The organism is Streptomyces sp. NPDC048484, assembly GCF_040651415.1.
GTDB lineage: Bacteria > Actinomycetota > Actinomycetes > Streptomycetales > Streptomycetaceae > Streptomyces.
Map to the genome: position 1 here is coordinate 66,694 of NZ_JBEZJY010000016.1, position 17,997 is coordinate 84,690.

Here is a 17,997-nt window from a genome sequence, read left to right on the forward strand (position 1 = left end):
GTACAGAGTGCGTCCAGGACCTGTCCTAGTAGATCGGCTTCTGCGGCTCGATCTGGTTGACCCAGCCGATCACGCCGCCGCCCACGTGCACGGCGTCCGAGAATCCGGCCGACTTGAGGACCGCGAGGACCTCCGCACTGCGGACACCCGTCTTGCAGTGCAGGACGATCTTCTTGTCCTGCGGGAGGGTCTCCAGGGCGGTGCCCATGAGGAACTCGTTCTTCGGGACCAGCTTGGCGCCGGGGATCGAGACGATCTCGTACTCGTTGATCTCGCGGACGTCGATGATCTCGATGTTCTCGCCGTCGTCGATCCACTCCTTGAGCTGCTTGGGAGTGATCGTCGAACCGGCGGCCGCCTCCTGGGCCTCCTCGGACACGACGCCGCAGAAGGCCTCGTAGTCGATGAGCTCGGTGACGGTGGGGTTCTCGCCGCAGACCGCGCAGTCCGGGTCCTTGCGGACCTTGACCTGGCGGTACTGCATCTCCAGGGCGTCGTAGATCATCAGGCGGCCGAGGAGCGGCTCACCGATGCCCGCGAGGAGCTTGATGGCCTCGTTGACCTGGATGGAGCCGATGGACGCGCACAGCACGCCGAGGACGCCGCCCTCGGCGCAGGAGGGGACCATGCCCGGCGGCGGGGGCTCCGGGTACAGGCAGCGGTAGCAGGGACCGTGCTCGGACCAGAAGACGGAGGCCTGTCCGTCGAAGCGGTAGATCGAGCCCCAGACGTACGGCTTGTTGAGCAGCACGCACGCGTCGTTGACCAGGTATCGGGTCGCGAAGTTGTCCGTGCCGTCGACGATCAGGTCGTACTGGCTGAAGATGTCCATCACGTTCTCGGCCTCAAGCCGCTCTTCGTGAAGGACCACGTCCACATACGGGTTGATGCCGACCACGCTGTCGCGGGCCGACTCGGCCTTGGAGCGGCCGATGTCCGCCTGGCTGTGGATGATCTGGCGCTGCAGGTTCGACTCGTCGACCTCGTCGAACTCCACGATGCCGAGCGTGCCCACGCCGGCGGCGGCCAGGTACATCAGCGCCGGCGAACCCAGGCCGCCGGCGCCCACACAGAGCACCTTGGCGTTCTTGAGCCGCTTCTGCCCGTCCATGCCCACGTCGGGGATGATCAGGTGGCGGGAGTACCTGCGGACCTCGTCTACGGTGAGCTCAGCAGCTGGCTCGACCAGGGGTGGCAGCGACACGGGGACTCCGTTGGTCGGTCAATCACTACAGTTGTTCTGCGTGTAACACTGCCACGCCCCTCTTCATTCCGAGACACCTGTTCCGATCCGCGAGACGAGGTCGTCCCAGTAGCCGGGCAGGCTCTCCCAGGGATCGGCCGAGCCTCCACGGTCCGTGCGGTCGGTGAAGTAGATCGTCGAGGCGCCCTGCCAGCGGGCGATGCGAAGAGCCTCGTCGAGATGGCCTCGGGGGACACCGTGCACGAAGTGGCAGAAACGCTCGGGCGGGTGTTCGGCGGTCCACTCCGCCACCTGCGACCAGCGGTAATCGTTCCAGGGCCCGGCGAAGGTCACCAACTGGTCGGCGACTTCGGCGTAGCCGGGACAGGGGTGGGTGCCGTGACCCAGGACGATATGGCCGCCGCCGAGGAGTGCCCGCAGGGTGCCGACCGTGCGCTGGATCCCCGGAAGCGCTGTCCGATCCGTGGGACAGCGGTCCAGGAAGAAGCCGTCGACCTGGTACCAGTCGAGATAGCACTGCGCGTCGGAGACGAGTTCACCGAGGGAGCGCGCGCCGTGTGTCACGTCCAGGTGGCCGAGTACGCGGAAGCCCGCGTTACGCAGCCGTCCGGCGGCTTCCAGACAGTGCGGGTCCGGGCGGGCGCCAGGACCGTCGCAGACGTTCAGGACGACCCAGTGCAAGGGGGTTCCCGGGCGGGTGAGTTCGCTCCATTCGACCGGGGCGACCAGGGGGTGCGCATAGCCGGGGACACCGAAGCCGGTCCTCAGGTTCGTACTCGCGGCGCCCCTCGCGGTGCTGCTCAGATACGGCATGCGGCCTCCATCCAGATGTCGGCGAGGGATTCTTCGAGGTTGATCCGGGGCCGCCAGCCGAGCCGGTCGCGTGCGGTGCGCACGTCGGCCTGCTGCCAGCTGCCGCAACCGTCCGGGTAGGGGTACGCGGCCGGGGCCGTGGGCTCTGTTTCGGAGCGGGGGTGGCCGATGGTCGGCCTGCCGGGGCCGGAGGGGCCGTCGAGTTCATGGAGGGCTCCGGCGTATCCGGCGACGCGCGCGAGGACGGAGGCGGCGTCGCGCAGGCGTACGGCACGACCGGATCCGATGTTGATGACGCCCTGTGCGGCGGAGAGGGAGGCGGCATGGACGGCACGGGCGACGTCGCGCACGTCGATGAAGTCGCGCTGGACGCCGAGGCCGGCGAGTTTGAGTTCGCCGTCGCCGGACTGCATGGCGCGGCGCATGGCTTCGGCGAGGCGCCCCAGGGGGGAGCCTGCCGGGGTGCCCGGTCCGGCGGGCGAGAACACCCGCAGGACGACGGCGTCCAGACCGGATCCGAGGACCAGTTCGGTGGCGGCGAGTTTACTGACGCCGTAGGGGCCCCCGGGGCGGGGCACGGCGTCCTCGGCCGTGGACGATCCGGGCTGGCTGGGGCCGTACTCCGCGCCGCAGCCGATCTGCACGAGGCGTGCCCCGCATCCGCTGCGGCGCAGGGCCTCGCAGACGGTGGCGACGGCGACGGTGTTGTGCCGGGTGAGGTCGCGGGCGCCGCCGCGGGTGGCACCGGCGCAGTTGACGACGACCCCGGGGTGCACCGCGTCCAGGAAGCGGGTGAGCGCTCCCGGGCTGCCGCTGGCGAGGTCGAAGCGTACGTCCGCGTCGTCGCCCCGGCCGAGTGCGGTGAGCTGCACGGCCGGGTCGGCGAGGAGTCGGTCGGCGACGAACCGGCCAAGGTATCCGTTGGCTCCGATCAGCAGCACCCTCATCGGGCGGCTCCCGGGGCGGACTCTCCGATGCGGAGGGTGATCATCTGGCGTTCTCCTTCAGGGTGGTGCCGTGGGGTGTGCGGAAGGCCCGCGGTGTCGGACCCGCGGGAAGGGGTGCACTCGGCACGGAGGCCGAGAGTCGGTGGCGGTTCACTGCGCGTCGCCGCGTGCCGCGTGGGCCGAGGCCCGGGTGAGGTTCCTGGTCGCGTGGAACAGGAGTACGAGCGCCGCGGCCCCGCACACGAGAGCCGGGATCGCGCCCGCTCCCCAGGCGTCGGCGACGGTCTCGACGGGCACGGTCAGCGCCTCGCAGCCGGGCAGACGGCCCCCGAAGACGCTCAGGAGCGCCGCCGCCTCGCCCGTGCCCGCGGCCCCGAGAGCGACTGCGGGAGCGTGTGTGAAGCCGTGCACGGTGAGAAGCCGGGCGAGCAGGAGGAGTGCGCCGAGAGCGCCGGCTCCGGCGTATGCGGTGGGCTGGTCCAGTACCGCGCCGGTCAAGGCGAGCAGGCCGCCGAGGGCGCAGAGGAACAGCCCGAACACACCCAGGAGCAGGGGTCTTACGGAGGCGGCGAACTCCTCCAGGACCCGGCTGGTGGCCAGTCGGCGTCGAGCCCGTACGGCGAAGAGGTGCGCGCACCAGGACGCCGGGGCACAGGCCGCGGTGAGGGCCAGGACGGGCGCGAGGGCGATCGGCCAGGGGCTGTCGGGGCCGCCGGTGGGCAGCCCCTCGGGGCCGCCCACGATGCCCGTGGTGAGCAGGCCGTCGCCGAGGAGCGCGTAGGCGACGAGCCAGGAGGTCCACACGCGCGCGGACGGTGTCGGGGACCAGGCTCGCGTGGCGTGCAGCGGGCCTCGGCTGAGAGTCGCTCGCAGCCCGAGGGCCACGGCGAGTACGCCCACGACGGCCACCGCGAGACGCGGCCGCCCCTCCGTGTACCGCAGGCCGGTCACGACTGCCGCGCACAGGGCGCCCGGCAGCAGCGCGAGCACGGCCCAGTCCGCGCGGGCCTTGGGGGTGCCGGGTGTGCCGGACGGCGATGTCACGTCGCCGACGCGGGGCACACGCGCGTACATCTCCTCGGCCAGCGAGAAGACGTCCCGGTGCCGGAAGCGCGTGGCGGTCCGGTCGGTCACTCCGTGCGCTTCCAGGCCCGCCGCGATTTCCAGTGGGTCCACCGCGCGCTCGCACAGTTCCCGATGGCGGTGCATCAGGGCCTTCACCGGGTCGGCGGCACCGCGACGCACGGAGGGCGTGCGCTCTGCGGGAGCTTCCGGCACATGGGCGGAAGGCGTGTGATCGGAGGACCCGTGGTCGGGGGACCCGTGGTCGGAGGCAGCGGCTTCACTCACCGGAGCGGAAGTGCGCAGGCCGGAAGTGTGCCGGCCGGAAGCGGAAGCCTCCTCCGTGACCGTCACGGCGTCCCACCTGCGCCGGGCATCCGCCGCCGTCGTCCACGAGCCCGGCGGCGCCTGTGCGGCGCCCCGCGCGGCGATCTGGGCGGTATGTGCCTCACCCGGCTGGTCCTGCCGGTCGTTCCGCCGATCGTCCGGCTGGTCGTCCGGCCGGTGCAACCGGTCCGCTCGGGAGTCCGCGATGCGCGACTCGCCCAACTGGACGTCCACCACCCGCGTCTCTCCCGACTGGACGTCCACCACCTTCGTCTCGCCCACCTCGGCTTCCGCATCCCGCAGCAGCCACGCCTCGGACCGTCGCAGGCTCACCACGCCCCCTCCCTCGCGGGAACCGGCGCGCCCGAAGCAGCGGACACGGCCGTGGCGGATCCCGGGGCGAGCCGCGGCGCAGCGCCCCGTACCGGCGGTCCCGCCGCCCAGCCCGGCCCTGTCCGTCCCTGCCCCGCCCGTCCCTGCCCCGGTCTCCCGGCCACCAGTCGGGGCGCGGACTCCGACCACCGTCCCGGCACGTGTGCCTCGGCAGGTACGGCGAACGGAAGGGGCCCACCCGATTCGCCGACCGCGATCCGGCGGACCGGACAGCGCGAGGCGATTTCAAGGTAAATGCTGTGAAATGCCGTGATGTTCTGCTCGACGGTGAACAGTTCGAGTGCCCGGGCACGGGCGGCGGCACCCAGGCGCGACCGGCGCTCCGGATCGCGCAGCAGGGCGAGGCACGCCTCGGCGAGCGCTCGCGGATTGCGCGGCGGGACCACGAGGCCCGTACCGCCGATGACCTCGACGACCGCTCCGACGTCCGTGGAGACCGTGGCGCGGCCGGAGAACATCGCTTCGACCAGGCTGATCGGGAAGCCCTCGACGACACTGGACAGGACGACGAGGGCACCCGCCGCGTAGGCCTCCGGGAGGGTCGGTACGTCCGGTGCGCCGATCTCCTCGAAGGAGACGGGGCTGTCGCCGACGGCGTGTACGCCGTCGGCCTCGTCCGGGAAGAGCTGCGCGGCCAGCGCCTTGCAGTGTGCCAGATACGTGGCGCTCTCCAGTCCGTCAGGGGGCGCGCCGACGATCCGCAGCCGCGTCTTCGGCTCGCCCCTGCGGATCTCCGCAAAGGCGTGCAGCAGCGCAGTCAGGTCCTTGGCGGGCTCGATGCGCCCGACCCACACCAGCGTGTCCGGATCGGCGCATTCGGCGCTCTCGCCCACCTCCGAGAAGCGGGACGCCTCCATGCCGGGATAGACGGTACGGATTCTGGCCCGGTCGGCGCCGCAGCGCTCCTGCCAGCGGCGGGCGTGCGCGTTGCCGGGGGTGATGACCGCGGCCTGCCGGTACGCCTCCGCGGCGAGCCTGCCGTGGAACGCCGCGAGCAGAGCCCGCGCCGGAGCCGACGCCGCGCGACCCTCCAGATCCTCACGCGCGCCCAGATAGTGCGCCCGCAGCTGCACCCCGTACTCCGTGACCAGCAGCGGGACGCCCGCGAAGTGGCGAGCGAGAAGCCCCGGCAGGGTCGCGGCGCCGCCGGACGTGACGTGGCACAGGTCGACCGAGCCGAGCGCGTCGTCCCCGTACCAGTCGAGGGAGAGCGGGCGCAGCGCGCGTTCCACCTGGGCGGCGACGGTGAGCAGATCGGGCACGCGCGCGGTACGCGCGGCACGCAGTGCGCCGGTCGCACGGCAGGCGCGTTCGAGGGCGCGCACGGCGGCCTCGGAGCGGAGGGCGCCGCCCAGGCCGCCCTCGTCCCGGGCCAGTTCGGCGAGCCCGTACAGGGCACCGCCGAAACGGTCCGCCACACCGGCCGGAGTGTCCCCGGCCTGTCGCTCGACTGCGGCAGACCCTCCGGGGAGCCTCCCGGAGTCGCTCTCCACGGCACCGCCGAGTGCGTCGCCCGCGCATATGGCCGCCGCCAACTCCCCGTAGCACTCGGCGAATCGCCGCCGTGCCCGTCGCCCGTGTCCGACCCCGGCGGCGTCCGCCGTCCAGAGCGGTGCGGTACGCACACGGCTGACCTGGGAGGGGAGCTGGATCCAGCCCTCGTCCTCCTGCTGCTCGCTGCGGCTCAGGGCGTAGATGTCGAACTCGTGCTGTCCAAGCCCGCGCACGAGCCGGTCGCACCAGAGCCTGGCCTCACCGCTCACATACGGATAGCCACCCTCCGTAAGCAGTCCGATGCGCACGAGCGCACCCCCGATCTCCCGTATGGGGAGCCGCCGTTGACCCGGCGGCTCGCAGCGGGAAGAACGTAAGCGGATATGGCGGTGGTACGACGGACGGTTGTCCATCGCACCACCAAAAGGGGTGAACGATCGTAACTTTCCCGTGCGGGTCGCGTTTCGTCGCGCTAGGAGATCAACCGAACACGTTTCGTCATACCGCGGCCAGTTGTTGCCGGGCTGCGCGACGGGTCGCGCGACGGGCCTCCGCGACCGCCGGATCCAGCGCGGGAACGGCGGCGAGCAGCTGCCTCGTGTACGGATCCCGCGGCGACTCGTACACCTCGTCGGCGGGTCCGTACTCGACGATCCGGCCGCGGCGCATCACCGCGACGTGGTCGCTGACCTGGCGCACCACCGCGAGATCGTGCGCCACGAAGACGAGCGCGAGCCCGAGTTCCCGCCGCAGCTCGTCGAGCAGGGCGACCACCTGGGCCTGGGTGGTGACGTCGAGCGCGGAGACCGGCTCGTCGCACACGATGACCCTCGGGTCGGCGGCGAGTGCCCGCGCGATCCCCACGCGCTGGCGCTGACCGCCGCTGAACTCGTGTGGATAGCGGTCGTAGTGCGCCCCTTCGAGCCCCACGCGCTCCAACAGTTCCTGTACGCGCGCCCGAATGCACCCTTCGCCCCGTTCCCGCTCTCGGCCCCATCCGATCCGTCCGATCCGTCCGATCCGTCCGATCGTGGAGACGCCCGAGCCGCGCGCCCGCAGGGGGTCGGCGATCGACTCGCCCACGCTGCGGCGGGGGTTGAGGGAGGCAACCGGGTCCTGGAAGACCATCTGCACGTCGGGGCGCACCCCTCCGCCGGGGATGATCCTCCCCGCTGTCGGTTCCAGCAGCCCGACCAGCATGCGACCCAGCGTCGTCTTGCCGCTGCCGCTCTCCCCCACGATGCCGAGCGCCTCGCCCCGGCGGACCGTGAGCGACACGTCGTCGACGGCCGCGAACGCGCGCTTTCCGCGCCCGAACTCGCGCCGCAGACCGACCGCCTCCAGCACGACCTCGTCCGCCGGGGCCGGTGGCTCCCTGCGGGATGCCGTACGGGATTCCGCGCTGGACGCCGTGCGGGACGCCGCGTCCGACGCGCTCCCTGCGGGCGCCGTGCGCGCCACGGCCTCGTGCGATGCGGCCTCGCGCGACGCGCCGACACCCGCCAGGCCGACATTCGGCACGTCCACGCCCACGCCCGGCGCATCCACGCCCGGCGCGCCCACCCGTGGCACGCCCACACCCGGTGTGCCCACACCCGGTCGGCCCGCCCGCGGTGCGTCCAGCCGCGGGACCGCGCCCAGCAGTTCGCGGGTGTAGGGCTCCGCGGGCTGCCCGAGGACCGTGGCGACGGGGCCGTGTTCGACCACGCGCCCGTGGCGCATGACCAGGATCTCGTCGGCGCTCTCGGCGGCGACGCCCACGTCGTGTGTGACGAGCAGCAGGCCCATTCCGGTCTCCTCGCGCAGCGTGTGCAGCAGATCTAGGATCTGGGCCTGGACGGTCACGTCCAGCGCCGTGGTCGGCTCGTCGGCGATCAGCAGGCCTGGCTCGCAGGCCAGAGCCATGGCGATCAGGGCCCGCTGGCGCATTCCGCCGCTGAACTCGTGCGGGCGCGAACGGGACCGCCGCCCCGCGTCCGGAATCCCGACCCGGTCCAGTACCTCCACAGCACGCGCGCGTGCGGCTCGCCGGGACGCACGCGTGTGCACGCGGTACACCTCGGCGATCTGGTCCCCGATCGCGTAGTACGGGTCGAGGGACGACAGCGGGTCCTGGAAGACCATCGCGGCCCCCGCACCACGCAGCCGCCGCAGTTCGTCGTCCGACGCCCGCTGTACGTCGACGCCGGCGACCTCGACCGAGCCGCCGACCCGCGCGCCCGTGCCACGGTGCAGCCCCAGCAGGGCCGAGGCGACCGTGGACTTGCCCGAGCCGGACTCTCCGACCAGGGCGAGCGCAGCGCCCCTCGCCAGCCGGAAGGAGAGCCCGTCGACGGCACGCAGTTCGCCGAATCCGACGGTGAGATCAGTGACTTCGACCAGACTCATGCCGACTCCATCCGTACCCAGGTGGGCACCACCCGTGCTCGTGCCGCCGCCATCCGTGCTCATGTCAGCACCACCCGTCGGTCGGCCACCGCGTAGAGCACGTCCGCGACGGCGTTGGCGATGACGACGAAGAACCCGATGACCAGGACCATCCCGACCACCACGGGAAGGTCGACGACATCGACGGCGTGGACCAGTTCCCTTCCGATGCCGGGCAGGCCGAAGAGCGTCTCGGTGAGGACCGCGCCGCCGACGGCCGAACCGACGTTGTTGGCGTTCAGTGCGATGACCGGCGCGAACGCTCCGCGCAGCGCGTGGCGTCCGATGACCGAGCGCTCACCCACGCCGTACGCCCGGAAGGTCCGAATGTGGTCCTCGGCCAGCGTTTCCAGCATCGACGCCCTGGTCAGCCGGGCGAACGCGGCAGCCTCGATGAGGGCGAGTGAGAGCCATGGCAACAGCAGGTTCCAGGCCCATTGTTCGGGGTCGTCGGTGAATTTCACGTACTGCGGAAAGGGCAGCAGCTCCAGTTCGCCGCAGACGACGATCATCAGGACCAGGCCGATGACGAAGACGGGAGTGGCCACACCCACGAGCGTGATGCCGGTCAGCACCCGCTCGGAGAGCCGGCCCCGCCGCCACGCCGAGAGCATGCCGGTGCCGACGCCGAGGATCAGCCACATCACCATCGCCCCGAACACGAGCGACAGGCTGACCGGAAGCTTCGCCAGGATCAGGTCGGTGACCTGCTGGTCGCTCTGGTACGACAGCCCGAGGCAGGGCGCCGGGCAGTGCTGCACCGAGGTGCCGGTCGAGTAGTCCTGGCCGGCGACAAGCCCTGCCAGGAAGTGCCAGTAGCGCTCGTACAGCGGGTCGTCGAGGTGCAGCTGGTCGGCGACCTGCTGGACCTGGGCGGGCGAGCAGCGTGGGCCGCAGGTGATCTGGGCGACGTTGCCGGGGGTGACGTAGAAGACGACGTAGATGATCACTGAGATGGCGAACAGCGTGATCAGGGTGCCGGCGAACCGGCGCAGGACGAACCCCGTGAACCCACTCATGAGGCATCTCCCCGCTCCGACTCGGCGGACCTTCCGCCCGGCTTGGCGGCCACAGCGGTTTCAACAGTCTCGGCCGCCTTGGCCTCACGCCTGCGGCCCGTGCCGATCCGCAGGCGTGAGGCCGCACGCGGATCGAGAGCCGTACGCACCCCGTCACCGAGGACGGTCAGCGCGAGCACGGTCAGGAAGAGCGCGCCCGCGGGCAGCAACAGGTACTGCGGTGCGGCCTGATACCAGACATCGGCGGCGGTGAGCATCTGCCCCCACGACGGTGTCGGGGGCTTCACACCGACGCCGAGGAAGGACAGGGCCGCCTCGACACTGATGTTCTGCGGGATGAGGATCGCCGCGTACGTGATGACGGGTGCGGCGAGTCCCGGCAGCAGTTCTCGGCGGGCGATCCGCCAGGCGCCCCAGCCGCTGAGCCGGGCGGCGGAGACATAGTCGAGCCCTTTGAGTGTGAGCGTCTGGGCGCGCACGATCTTCGCGATGTTGCCCCAGGCGATCAGGCCGATGACGAGGGCGACCAGTACGGGCCGCGGGAAACTCGACGGCACGATCGCGAGCAACGCCAGCGACATGATCATCAGCGGCATGGAGACGATGATGTCGGTGAACCGGCTCAGCAGTTGATCGACCCAGCGGGTCCCGAGCGCTGCCGCGACCCCCACCACCACCCCGATGACGATCTGCACGAGGGTCGCGGCCAGCGCGACGCCCAGCGAGACCCGGGCTCCGTACACGAGCCGCGCGAACAGATCACGTCCGGTCTGCGGCTCGACGCCGAGCCAGTGGTCGCCGCTGATGCCGCCGAACGATCCGACGGGCACACCACCGCGCGCGGAATCGATCAGGTCGGGGTGGTACGTGGTCGGGTCCTGGCCCTCGATCGCGGTGAGCAACGGAGCGGCGAGCGCGACCAGGACGAGCAGGGCGACGACAGCCGCCGCCACGAGGGCGGCACGCCGGGCACGCAGCCGCCGCCAGAACTGACGAGTCCCCGAGGCCCCCGCGACCCCCGAGACCCCCGAGACCCCCGGGAGAACGGCCGAGTCGGTCCCCGTCCCAAGGACCTGGCCCTTCCCCGGGGCCTGAGAGGGGCCCTTCCCCGGGCCCTGGGAGGCGACTAGTACTTCGTTCACGGCGCTACTTCACCGCAACCTGCGAGATGTCCAGCACCCCGGTCCAGTCGCTGATCACGATGTTCTTGATGTCCTTGCCGTACAGCCGCTTGTAGACCGGGTGGAACAGCGGAACGGTCAACGCCCGCTCGCCGATCTTCTTGTCGAGTGCGCCCCAGCGCGTGGCAGCCGCGTCGAGATCGGTCAGCTTGTTGATCGCGTCGATCTCGGCGTTGACCGCCTTGTCGTCGAGGAAGCCGGTGTTGAAGTTGGCGCCGTCCTTGACGATCTGCCGACCGTCGAAGATCGGAGCCAGGAAGGGTCCGCCCGAGGGCCAGTCGGCACCCCAGTGCGCGAGGAAGAAGCCGGGCTCGGTCCTGGCGCCGTGGATCTTGTCCTTGTAGTCGTTGTCCTCCAGTCCCTGGAGCTTGACCGTGATGCCGGCCTTCTTCAGAGCGTCCTGGATCGCGGTCGCTATCTCCGGGCTGGTCTCGAAATCCTTGGCGTTGGAATGGGTGAGCGTCACGGTGAGCCCGTTCGCGTGCCCCGCCTCCTTCAGCAGCTCCTTGGCCTTGGCCGCGTTGCCCGACCTGCCCGCCGGGAAGTGGTCGTACTCCGTGTAGCCGAAGGACTTCTGGTCCGGCAGGTATGTCGTCGCGGCTTCCGCCAGGGAGGACCCGCCCGCCGCGTTGATCACGGAGGTGCGGTCGACGGCGTACGAGATCGCCTGGCGCACCTTCGGGTCGTCGAACGGCTTCACCTTCGGGTTGAAGGCGATGTAGTTCGTGTAGCCGAAGTGTCCGGTACCCACCCGCGCGGCGAGTTCCTTGTCACCGCTGACCTTGGCGAGTTCGGCCGGCCCCAGGTTGGTGTCGGTGGTCACGGCGGCGGCGTCCGCGCCCTGCGAGGACGACAGCCGCTGGTTGATGACCGACGAGTCGAAACCGGACCGTACGTCGATCTTGTCGGGGTAGGCCTTGCGCTCGGCGTCCGTCGTCGCGGACCAGTGCGTGTTGCGCGCCAGGACCAGCCGCTCGCCGTCGTTCTCGTTGGTGACGACCTTGTAGGGACCGGACGAGACCGGGTGTTGCTCGTACTTCGTCCCTGTGTCCTTGGCCTCCGGGACGGGCGCGAACTGGGTCTGCGTGGCGAGGTAGGGGAACTCCCCCTCGGGCTTGTTGAGGCGGAAGACGATGGTCTGCTCGTCGGGCGTCTCGATGGAGTCGAGGCCCTTCTTGCCCTTGCCCTCGCCCTTGTCCTCGCCCTTGTCCTTGTAGGGCCCCTGGTAGTCGGCCCCGCCGATCAGCCAGTCTCTCAAGTAGGGCGCCCCGCCGGAGAGTTCGGCCGCGAAGGACCGCTCGATGCCGTACTTGATGTCGGCCGAGGTGATCGCGGTACCGTCCTCGTACTTGAGCCCCTTCTTCAGGGTGTACGTCCACACGGTCGCGTTCTGGCTCGGTCTGCCGGTGTCGGTGGCGAGGTCGGGCACGACCTCGGCGCCCTCCGCCCCGTTCTCACGGTTGCGCGTGGTGAGCGTACGGAAGACGAGAGACGGGACGTTGCCGCCACCGGAGGTGTAGAGCCTGGCGGGGTCGAAGTCCTGCTGCGGGTCGGTGTTGAGGACAGTGAGGGTGCCGCCCTTGCGCGGTTGGGCTCCTGCGCTGCCGGGCTCGGCCTTGGCATCGTTGTCCTTTGGCCCACAGGCGACTGCGCCCGCTGCCACGGCCAGGCTGACGGATACGGCGGCCAGACGGCGCGCTGTGACGGACGATTGACGCATGGGAGGAAACCCCTCGGAGAATTCGGCGAATACCGCGCGGAAACAGGACGCGGCGGCGGAAAAATCGCGGAAATCGCCCCGAGGGCACGGAGGCACGTCGAAAAGCACCCAGGCACCGTAATTACGGTGCTCTGCCGGTGGAAAGCGAGGAAAACGCCGACGCGCGCCAGGGGCGAAGGTCAGCGACAGTGAATGTCGGCCACGCAGAGCGCGGTCACGCCGAACAGCGCCAGCTCAAGGGCTGCGCGTCCGGAGATGTGACGAGGCGACATGCGAGAAAATATGAACGAATTTTCCCCGGGTGTCAATGTGAGATGTGCACTCTTCGGCCGCTCCCGGCCGGCTCATGGCCGGACTCGTGACCGAGTCACGGCCGGCCCACGATCAACTTCCGGGAAAGGCCCAGGGGTTGGGGCGGCAGCTGATTCCGTCATGGTTCAGGAACTTGGTCTGCTGCTGCATCACAGGGGCCAGCCCTCCGTCGACGCTGCAGCTCACATGGCCGAATCCGAGCCGGTGGCCGACCTCGTGGTTGATCAGCATCTGACGGTACGCGTACATCTTGTTCCCGTATGTCTCGGAGCCCTGGGCCCAGCGATACGCGTTGATCATCACGCGGTCGGTGGCGGCCGAGTCGCAGGAGACGTTGTCCTGGGTGGTGTCGAGACCCGACTTGGCGCACCAGAACGCGGTGGTGCCCGGACTGGCCAGCGTGATGACGAAGTCGGGCTTCCCGGACGAGATCCGCTCGAAGGTGCGGCCACCGCCGTGAGCCCAACTCCGCTTGTCGTTCAGGGTTTTCTGCACGGCCTGCGCGAAGAGCTCTCCGTCGAGGCCGATGGCTTTCTCGACGTCGACACGATAGGTGTATTTCCGTCCGGTTCCCGGTGCCTTGTCGAGGCCCGCGACCGCCTCGAATTTCCCGCCGCCCTTGAGCCCGGCCGCCAGGGGGTACTTCGCCGCCATCTGCTGTGCGTACGGCAGCGTCGCCACGCCCGGCTTCGCGGGCGGGGCAGCCCGCTTGTCGGTGCGCGACGCGGAGTCCTTGGCCTGCCGGTCGGCGCCGCTGGACGTCCCCGGCTGTGCGGTGTCGTCCTTGCCCCCGTCGGCGACCTGACCCGCCACGACGACGGCCAGCACGGTGGTGACGGCGGCGGCCGCGATGCCGGTGAAGGCCCGCCCCTTACCGCCCTTGGCCTTCCCCGGCAGAACCTCGGGCGCCACCCGCTCCCGGGGCGGCGCCTTGTGGTCGGCCTCCTCGTCCCAGTCGGTGACGGGGGCGAAGGGGTCTGCGCGGAGCGCCGTCCCCGCCGTTGTGGCGGAACGGGGCGCGAAGCCGTCACCATCCCGACCGGAAGCGTCACCGTCCCGACCGGAGGCGTCGCCGCGCCGGCCGAAAGCGTCGACGTAGGTCTGGCGGGGGCCGCCGGCTCCCGCCGCGGCCGGCGCGTACCGCTGCCCGGGGATCGGGAGTCCCTGGCGGTCCCGGGGCGCGCCTTGGCCCGGACCTCGCGGCGCCCCCTGCGGAGACCCTTGCTGCGGCCCATTCGGCGGCCCTTGCCGCGGTCCATTCCGCGGCCCTGGCTGCGGTCCATTCGGCGACCCTTGCGGAGACGTCTGCGGCACCCCGTATCCGGTGCCCGCCCTCGCTTCGCCCCAGCCGCCGCCGGCCTCCCGCTGCTCGGGGTGTCCACCGCGGACGCGGGGCACGCCCCGGCCCGGGGTGCCATCGGCAGGACGCGGCGCACCGGGAGCCGGAGCGGCGTCGGGCAACCGCGGAAACCCATGGGCCGGAGTCCCGTCCTGGAACCGCGGAAACCCGTGCGCGGGCGTCCCGTCCGGCAGGCGCGGAAATCCGTGCGCGGGTGTGCCGTCGGGAAGCTGTGGCGTTCCCCCTGCCTGCATCCCGTCCGAGTACGAGTTCGAGTACTGGTCCACGTGGTGCTGGTCCACGTGGTGCTGGTCCCGGTGGTACTGCTCCGAGTGCTGCGGAGCCCCACCGGTATACCGGGGAGCCCCGCTCGGAGACACCTGGCCTCCGGAAGGCGGAACTCCCTGTCCGGGCCGGCCTCCGGACCCTTGCGGCCCTTGCGGCACCCATCCCTCAGGCAGCGGCGGCGGCTGCCCTGCGGCGGACTGCCCCGCGGGGACCCGTCGGCGCGCCGCTCCTACCCCTACCCCTGTCGTCCCCGTCTCCGGCCGGGCGGCCGGAACCGCGGACGGGTCGGCGGTGTCGCCCTTGGGGGCGGGCCCGCGCCGGCTGTGACGTCCCACGTCCCGCTTCAGCTCCTCGCGCCGGTAGCGCCGATGTCGGTCAACTCGCCTGTGTCCGCGAGGAGTTCACGGAAGGCCGTGGCCAGGGTCCCCGGGTACTCCATCATCGCCACATGCCCCGCGTCGGGCAACGTCAGCAACCGGGAGTCCCGGAAAGCACGCGCCGCACGCTGGGCCATACGGTACGAGACGAGCTGGTCGCGGCCCCCGTAGACGAGGAGTGTCGGCGCGAGCACCCGCTCGGCCTGGCGCCACAGTCCGTGCTGACCGCCCAGTGTGTACGCGTCCACTATGCCGCGTGCCGAGCGTGCCATGGCATCCCAGAAGTAGGGAAGGGCAAGCCGCCTCTCCATCTCCTCGACCGCGTTACGGAACCCCTCGGGCGTCACCATGCCGGGGTCCCCGTAACAGAGCGCCGTGACGCCCCGTACGCGCTGCTCGGCGGACCAGCCCTTGGTGAGCCTGGTGAACAGGGCCGCCACGCCGGGTACGGCCAGCATCGCCGTCGGCACCGCGCTGCGCTGCGGCCGAAGCTCCGGGAGTGCCGGCGAGACCAGCGTGAGCGTGCGGACGAGATCGGGCCGTACGGCGGCCACGCGCGTCGTGACGGCGCCGCCCAGCGAGTTCCCGAAGAGGTGCACGGGCCCGCGCTCGGCAGCGTCGAGATAGCGGATGACCGCGCGCGCGTGCCCGGTCACCGAGTAGTCACCATCGTCCGGTGGCGGCGAGTCGCCGAAGCCCGGCAGATCGACGGCCTCGCTGTCCACGAGGCCGTCGAGGAGCGGCATGAGCGCCGACCAGTTCTGCGAGGAGCCGCCCAGCCCGTGCACGTACAGCGCGGGCGGCAGCCCTTCCCTGGCCGGCGGTCTCGAACGGACCGTCAGGGTGACCCCGGGGAGCCCGATCGCGCGCAGCCGCTCCCCCGCCGCCACCCGAACGGAACTGACCTTCGGCGCGACGGAAGTGGCCAGCACTGATGGCAGTTCGGTCGAAGACATGCGGCAATGTTACGAGACGATCACGCGCTAGATCGTGTGTTCGCCATCACAGGGCCCAGTCAAAGCCCGGCCGCACCACAGGGGATGAGCCGCCGGGCCCGGCCCGGACGACTGCCGGAGCACCGGACGACTGCCGGAGCAGCACCGGAGCAGCGCCTCCGAGGGATCCGGTCGGGGGCGGATCGCGTAGCGCCCCCATCCCAGGTCTCATACGCTTCGTGAACGTGGGCACTCGCACTCGTGCAAGAGCGACGCAAGAGCGCACCAGCACCGCTCGGGAAGAGGACACATGACTGTCGACCCCACCGACCCCGAGGCACTTGAGGACACGGACGACACCGACGGGAACGAGATCGACATGGAAGCCCCCGAAGCCGACATCGCCGAGCAGCACCAGGATCTCGCGCCCCACCGGGACGACCCGCTGACCGGCGTGGACCCGGACAGTGCCAGCGAGGCGGACCTCGTCGAACAGGCGAGAGTGGTGGAACTCGACGAGGACGACCATCGGTGAACCGGACCCGGGTGGTCGCCGGCGACCACCCGGACGGCCGCTCGCCGGTGTGCACCGGGGCACGCAGCGGAGCATGCACCGGTGCACACCAGGAGTCCCACGAGTCCACTACGCCCCCATATGGGGCGATAGGCACGATTTTACCGGCGTCCGGTTCGTGAAATTCTCCGCTCGCACCGCGCACACCACGGTTACTGAAAAGTACGATGGCCGCGCGGCGCTCACCGCATGTGGACGATTTTGGGAGGCGGCGTGACAGCCATCGAGCAGACAGAGGCAGCACGCCCGCGGGGCACACGCCTGCCGCGCCGTGCCCGACGCAACCAGCTCCTCGGCGCCGCCCAGGAAGTGTTCGTTGCACAGGGATATCACTCGGCCGCGATGGACGACATCGCCGAACGCGCGGGCGTCAGCAAGCCGGTTCTCTACCAGCACTTCCCCGGCAAACTCGACCTCTACCTGGCCCTGCTGGACCAGCACTGCGAGTCACTGCTGCAGTCCGTACAGACCGCGCTGGCGTCCACCTCGGACAACAGCCTGCGCGTACGGGCCACCATGGACGCTTACTTCGCGTACGTGGAGGACGACGGCGGCGCCTTCCGGCTGGTCTTCGAGTCGGACCTGACGAACGAGCCCGCGGTGCGCCAGCGGGTCGACAAGGTCACGTTCGAGTGCGCGGAGGCGATCTGCGAGGTCATCGCGGAGGACACCGGTCTGTCGAAGGCCGAATCGATGCTCCTTGCCTCGGGCCTGGGCGGACTCGCCCAGGTGGTGGCCCGATCCTGGCTGCACAGCGACCGCAGCGTGCCGCGCGACCAGGCGGTGCAGTTGCTGACCTCTCTGGCATGGCGGGGCATCGCGGGTTTCCCCCTGCACAGCACCGAGCACCACTGACGGCGACCGTCCCGGCGAATCGCCGCCGAACTCCCTCGAACGCCCCCGAACTCCGGGCGCCGCCGAGCGCCAGGCGCCACTTTGTTCCCACGAGGTGTTCGCTCCTGGCGTTCTCGGGCGGGGCATGCACATCCCCTCACCGGGCTAATGTGTGCTGCGTACGGCGCGGACGAACGCGCACATCAGTGACCGTCGGAGGGACATAGCCGTGGAGGTCAAGATCGGCGTGCAGCACGCGCCCCGCGAGATCGTTCTGGAGAGCGGTCAGACCCCGGAAGAGGTCGAGCGCGCGGTGTCGGAGGCGCTGGCCGGCAAGTCGCAGCTGCTCAGCCTCGTGGACGACCACGGCCGCAAGGTCCTGGTCCCGGCGGACCGCCTCGCATATGTGGAGCTCGGCGAGCCGACGGCCCGCAAGGTGGGCTTCAGCGCGCTGTAGGGCGTAGCTGTAGGACGCAGGAGAGGGGCTCGGTGGCGTCGGCCACCGAGCCCCTCTCTCATTCCCGCTCTCATTCCCGCCCGACGTCACCTTCCGTGACCTTCCGTGGCATCCGACGTCACCTTCCGTGCCCGCCTGACGTCACCTTCATGGTGCCCCTCGGAGTCATCCTCAAGGTCGCCCCGGGATCACCGTCCAGGTCCGCGCACTTCACAGACAGAGCACAACTCGTCCACACGGGAGGATTGCATTCCGCAGGTCACGGGTATGACGGGCTACGACCGAAGTGCACAC

At 70.7% G+C, this 17,997-nt stretch carries 15 protein-coding genes; 3 read left to right on the forward strand and 12 right to left on the reverse strand.

Annotated features, from left to right (window positions below; translation table 11 throughout):
* Positions 1 to 25 precede the first annotated feature (25 nt).
* The 12 genes from moeZ to AB0D14_RS17945 form a co-directional block, all read right to left on the reverse strand.
* The gene (gene moeZ, locus AB0D14_RS17890) at positions 26 to 1,204 is read right to left on the reverse strand and encodes an adenylyltransferase/sulfurtransferase MoeZ (protein ID WP_362779847.1); all 1,179 of its coding nucleotides are present in this window, start codon (positions 1,202 to 1,204) and stop codon (positions 26 to 28) included.
* Between the two features lie 63 nt (positions 1,205 to 1,267).
* Complete coding sequence (locus AB0D14_RS17895; protein ID WP_362779850.1) at positions 1,268 to 2,017, reverse strand: spherulation-specific family 4 protein; 750 nt, start codon at positions 2,015 to 2,017, stop codon at positions 1,268 to 1,270.
* Positions 2,005 to 2,964 (reverse strand): NAD-dependent epimerase/dehydratase, encoded by a 960-nt coding sequence (locus tag AB0D14_RS17900; RefSeq protein ID WP_362779852.1) that lies wholly within the window; start codon positions 2,962 to 2,964, stop codon positions 2,005 to 2,007. Before AB0D14_RS17900 ends, AB0D14_RS17895 begins: the two co-directional genes overlap by 13 nt.
* A gap of 150 nt (positions 2,965 to 3,114) precedes the next feature.
* Positions 3,115 to 4,686 (reverse strand): hypothetical protein, encoded by a 1,572-nt coding sequence (locus AB0D14_RS17905; RefSeq protein WP_362779854.1) that lies wholly within the window; start codon positions 4,684 to 4,686, stop codon positions 3,115 to 3,117.
* A complete protein-coding gene (locus tag AB0D14_RS17910; RefSeq protein ID WP_362779857.1) occupies positions 4,683 to 6,548 on the reverse strand; it encodes a DUF3492 domain-containing protein in 1,866 nt (621 codons plus the stop codon). Before AB0D14_RS17910 ends, AB0D14_RS17905 begins: the two co-directional genes overlap by 4 nt.
* Before the next feature lie 190 nt (positions 6,549 to 6,738).
* A complete protein-coding gene (locus AB0D14_RS17915) occupies positions 6,739 to 8,628 on the reverse strand; it encodes an ABC transporter ATP-binding protein (protein ID WP_362779859.1) in 1,890 nt (629 codons plus the stop codon).
* A gap of 59 nt (positions 8,629 to 8,687) precedes the next feature.
* Positions 8,688 to 9,686, reverse strand: a complete 999-nt coding sequence (locus AB0D14_RS17920; RefSeq protein WP_362779861.1) for an ABC transporter permease — start codon at positions 9,684 to 9,686, stop codon at positions 8,688 to 8,690.
* On the reverse strand, positions 9,683 to 10,828 hold the full coding sequence (locus AB0D14_RS17925) for an ABC transporter permease (RefSeq protein ID WP_362779864.1): 1,146 nt from the start codon (positions 10,826 to 10,828) through the stop codon (positions 9,683 to 9,685). Before AB0D14_RS17925 ends, AB0D14_RS17920 begins: the two co-directional genes overlap by 4 nt.
* Positions 10,829 to 10,832: 4 nt before the next feature.
* The gene (locus AB0D14_RS17930; RefSeq protein ID WP_362779866.1) at positions 10,833 to 12,587 is read right to left on the reverse strand and encodes an ABC transporter substrate-binding protein; all 1,755 of its coding nucleotides are present in this window, start codon (positions 12,585 to 12,587) and stop codon (positions 10,833 to 10,835) included.
* 179 nt (positions 12,588 to 12,766) lie between these two features.
* The gene (locus AB0D14_RS17935; protein ID WP_362779868.1) at positions 12,767 to 12,859 is read right to left on the reverse strand and encodes an Ms4533A family Cys-rich leader peptide; all 93 of its coding nucleotides are present in this window, start codon (positions 12,857 to 12,859) and stop codon (positions 12,767 to 12,769) included.
* 112 nt (positions 12,860 to 12,971) lie between these two features.
* Entirely contained in the window at positions 12,972 to 14,492 is a 1,521-nt protein-coding gene (locus tag AB0D14_RS17940; RefSeq protein WP_362780079.1) for a DUF3152 domain-containing protein, read from the reverse strand.
* Positions 14,493 to 14,869: 377 nt separating this feature from the next.
* A complete protein-coding gene (locus tag AB0D14_RS17945) occupies positions 14,870 to 15,859 on the reverse strand; it encodes an alpha/beta hydrolase (protein WP_362779870.1) in 990 nt (329 codons plus the stop codon).
* Positions 15,860 to 16,148: 289 nt separating this feature from the next.
* Here AB0D14_RS17945 and AB0D14_RS17950 point away from each other — a divergent pair, with 289 nt between their 5' ends.
* The 3 genes from AB0D14_RS17950 to AB0D14_RS17960 all read left to right on the forward strand — a co-directional run bounded on the left by AB0D14_RS17950 (position 16,149) and on the right by AB0D14_RS17960 (position 17,703).
* Positions 16,149 to 16,373, forward strand: a complete 225-nt coding sequence (locus AB0D14_RS17950) for a hypothetical protein (protein WP_362779871.1) — start codon at positions 16,149 to 16,151, stop codon at positions 16,371 to 16,373.
* Positions 16,374 to 16,625: 252 nt separating this feature from the next.
* Positions 16,626 to 17,267, forward strand: coding sequence for a TetR/AcrR family transcriptional regulator (locus tag AB0D14_RS17955; protein ID WP_362779873.1), 642 nt, complete (start codon positions 16,626 to 16,628; stop codon positions 17,265 to 17,267).
* Between the two features lie 208 nt (positions 17,268 to 17,475).
* On the forward strand, positions 17,476 to 17,703 hold the full coding sequence (locus AB0D14_RS17960; protein ID WP_055519750.1) for a DUF3107 domain-containing protein: 228 nt from the start codon (positions 17,476 to 17,478) through the stop codon (positions 17,701 to 17,703).
* Positions 17,704 to 17,997: the final 294 nt, after the last annotated feature.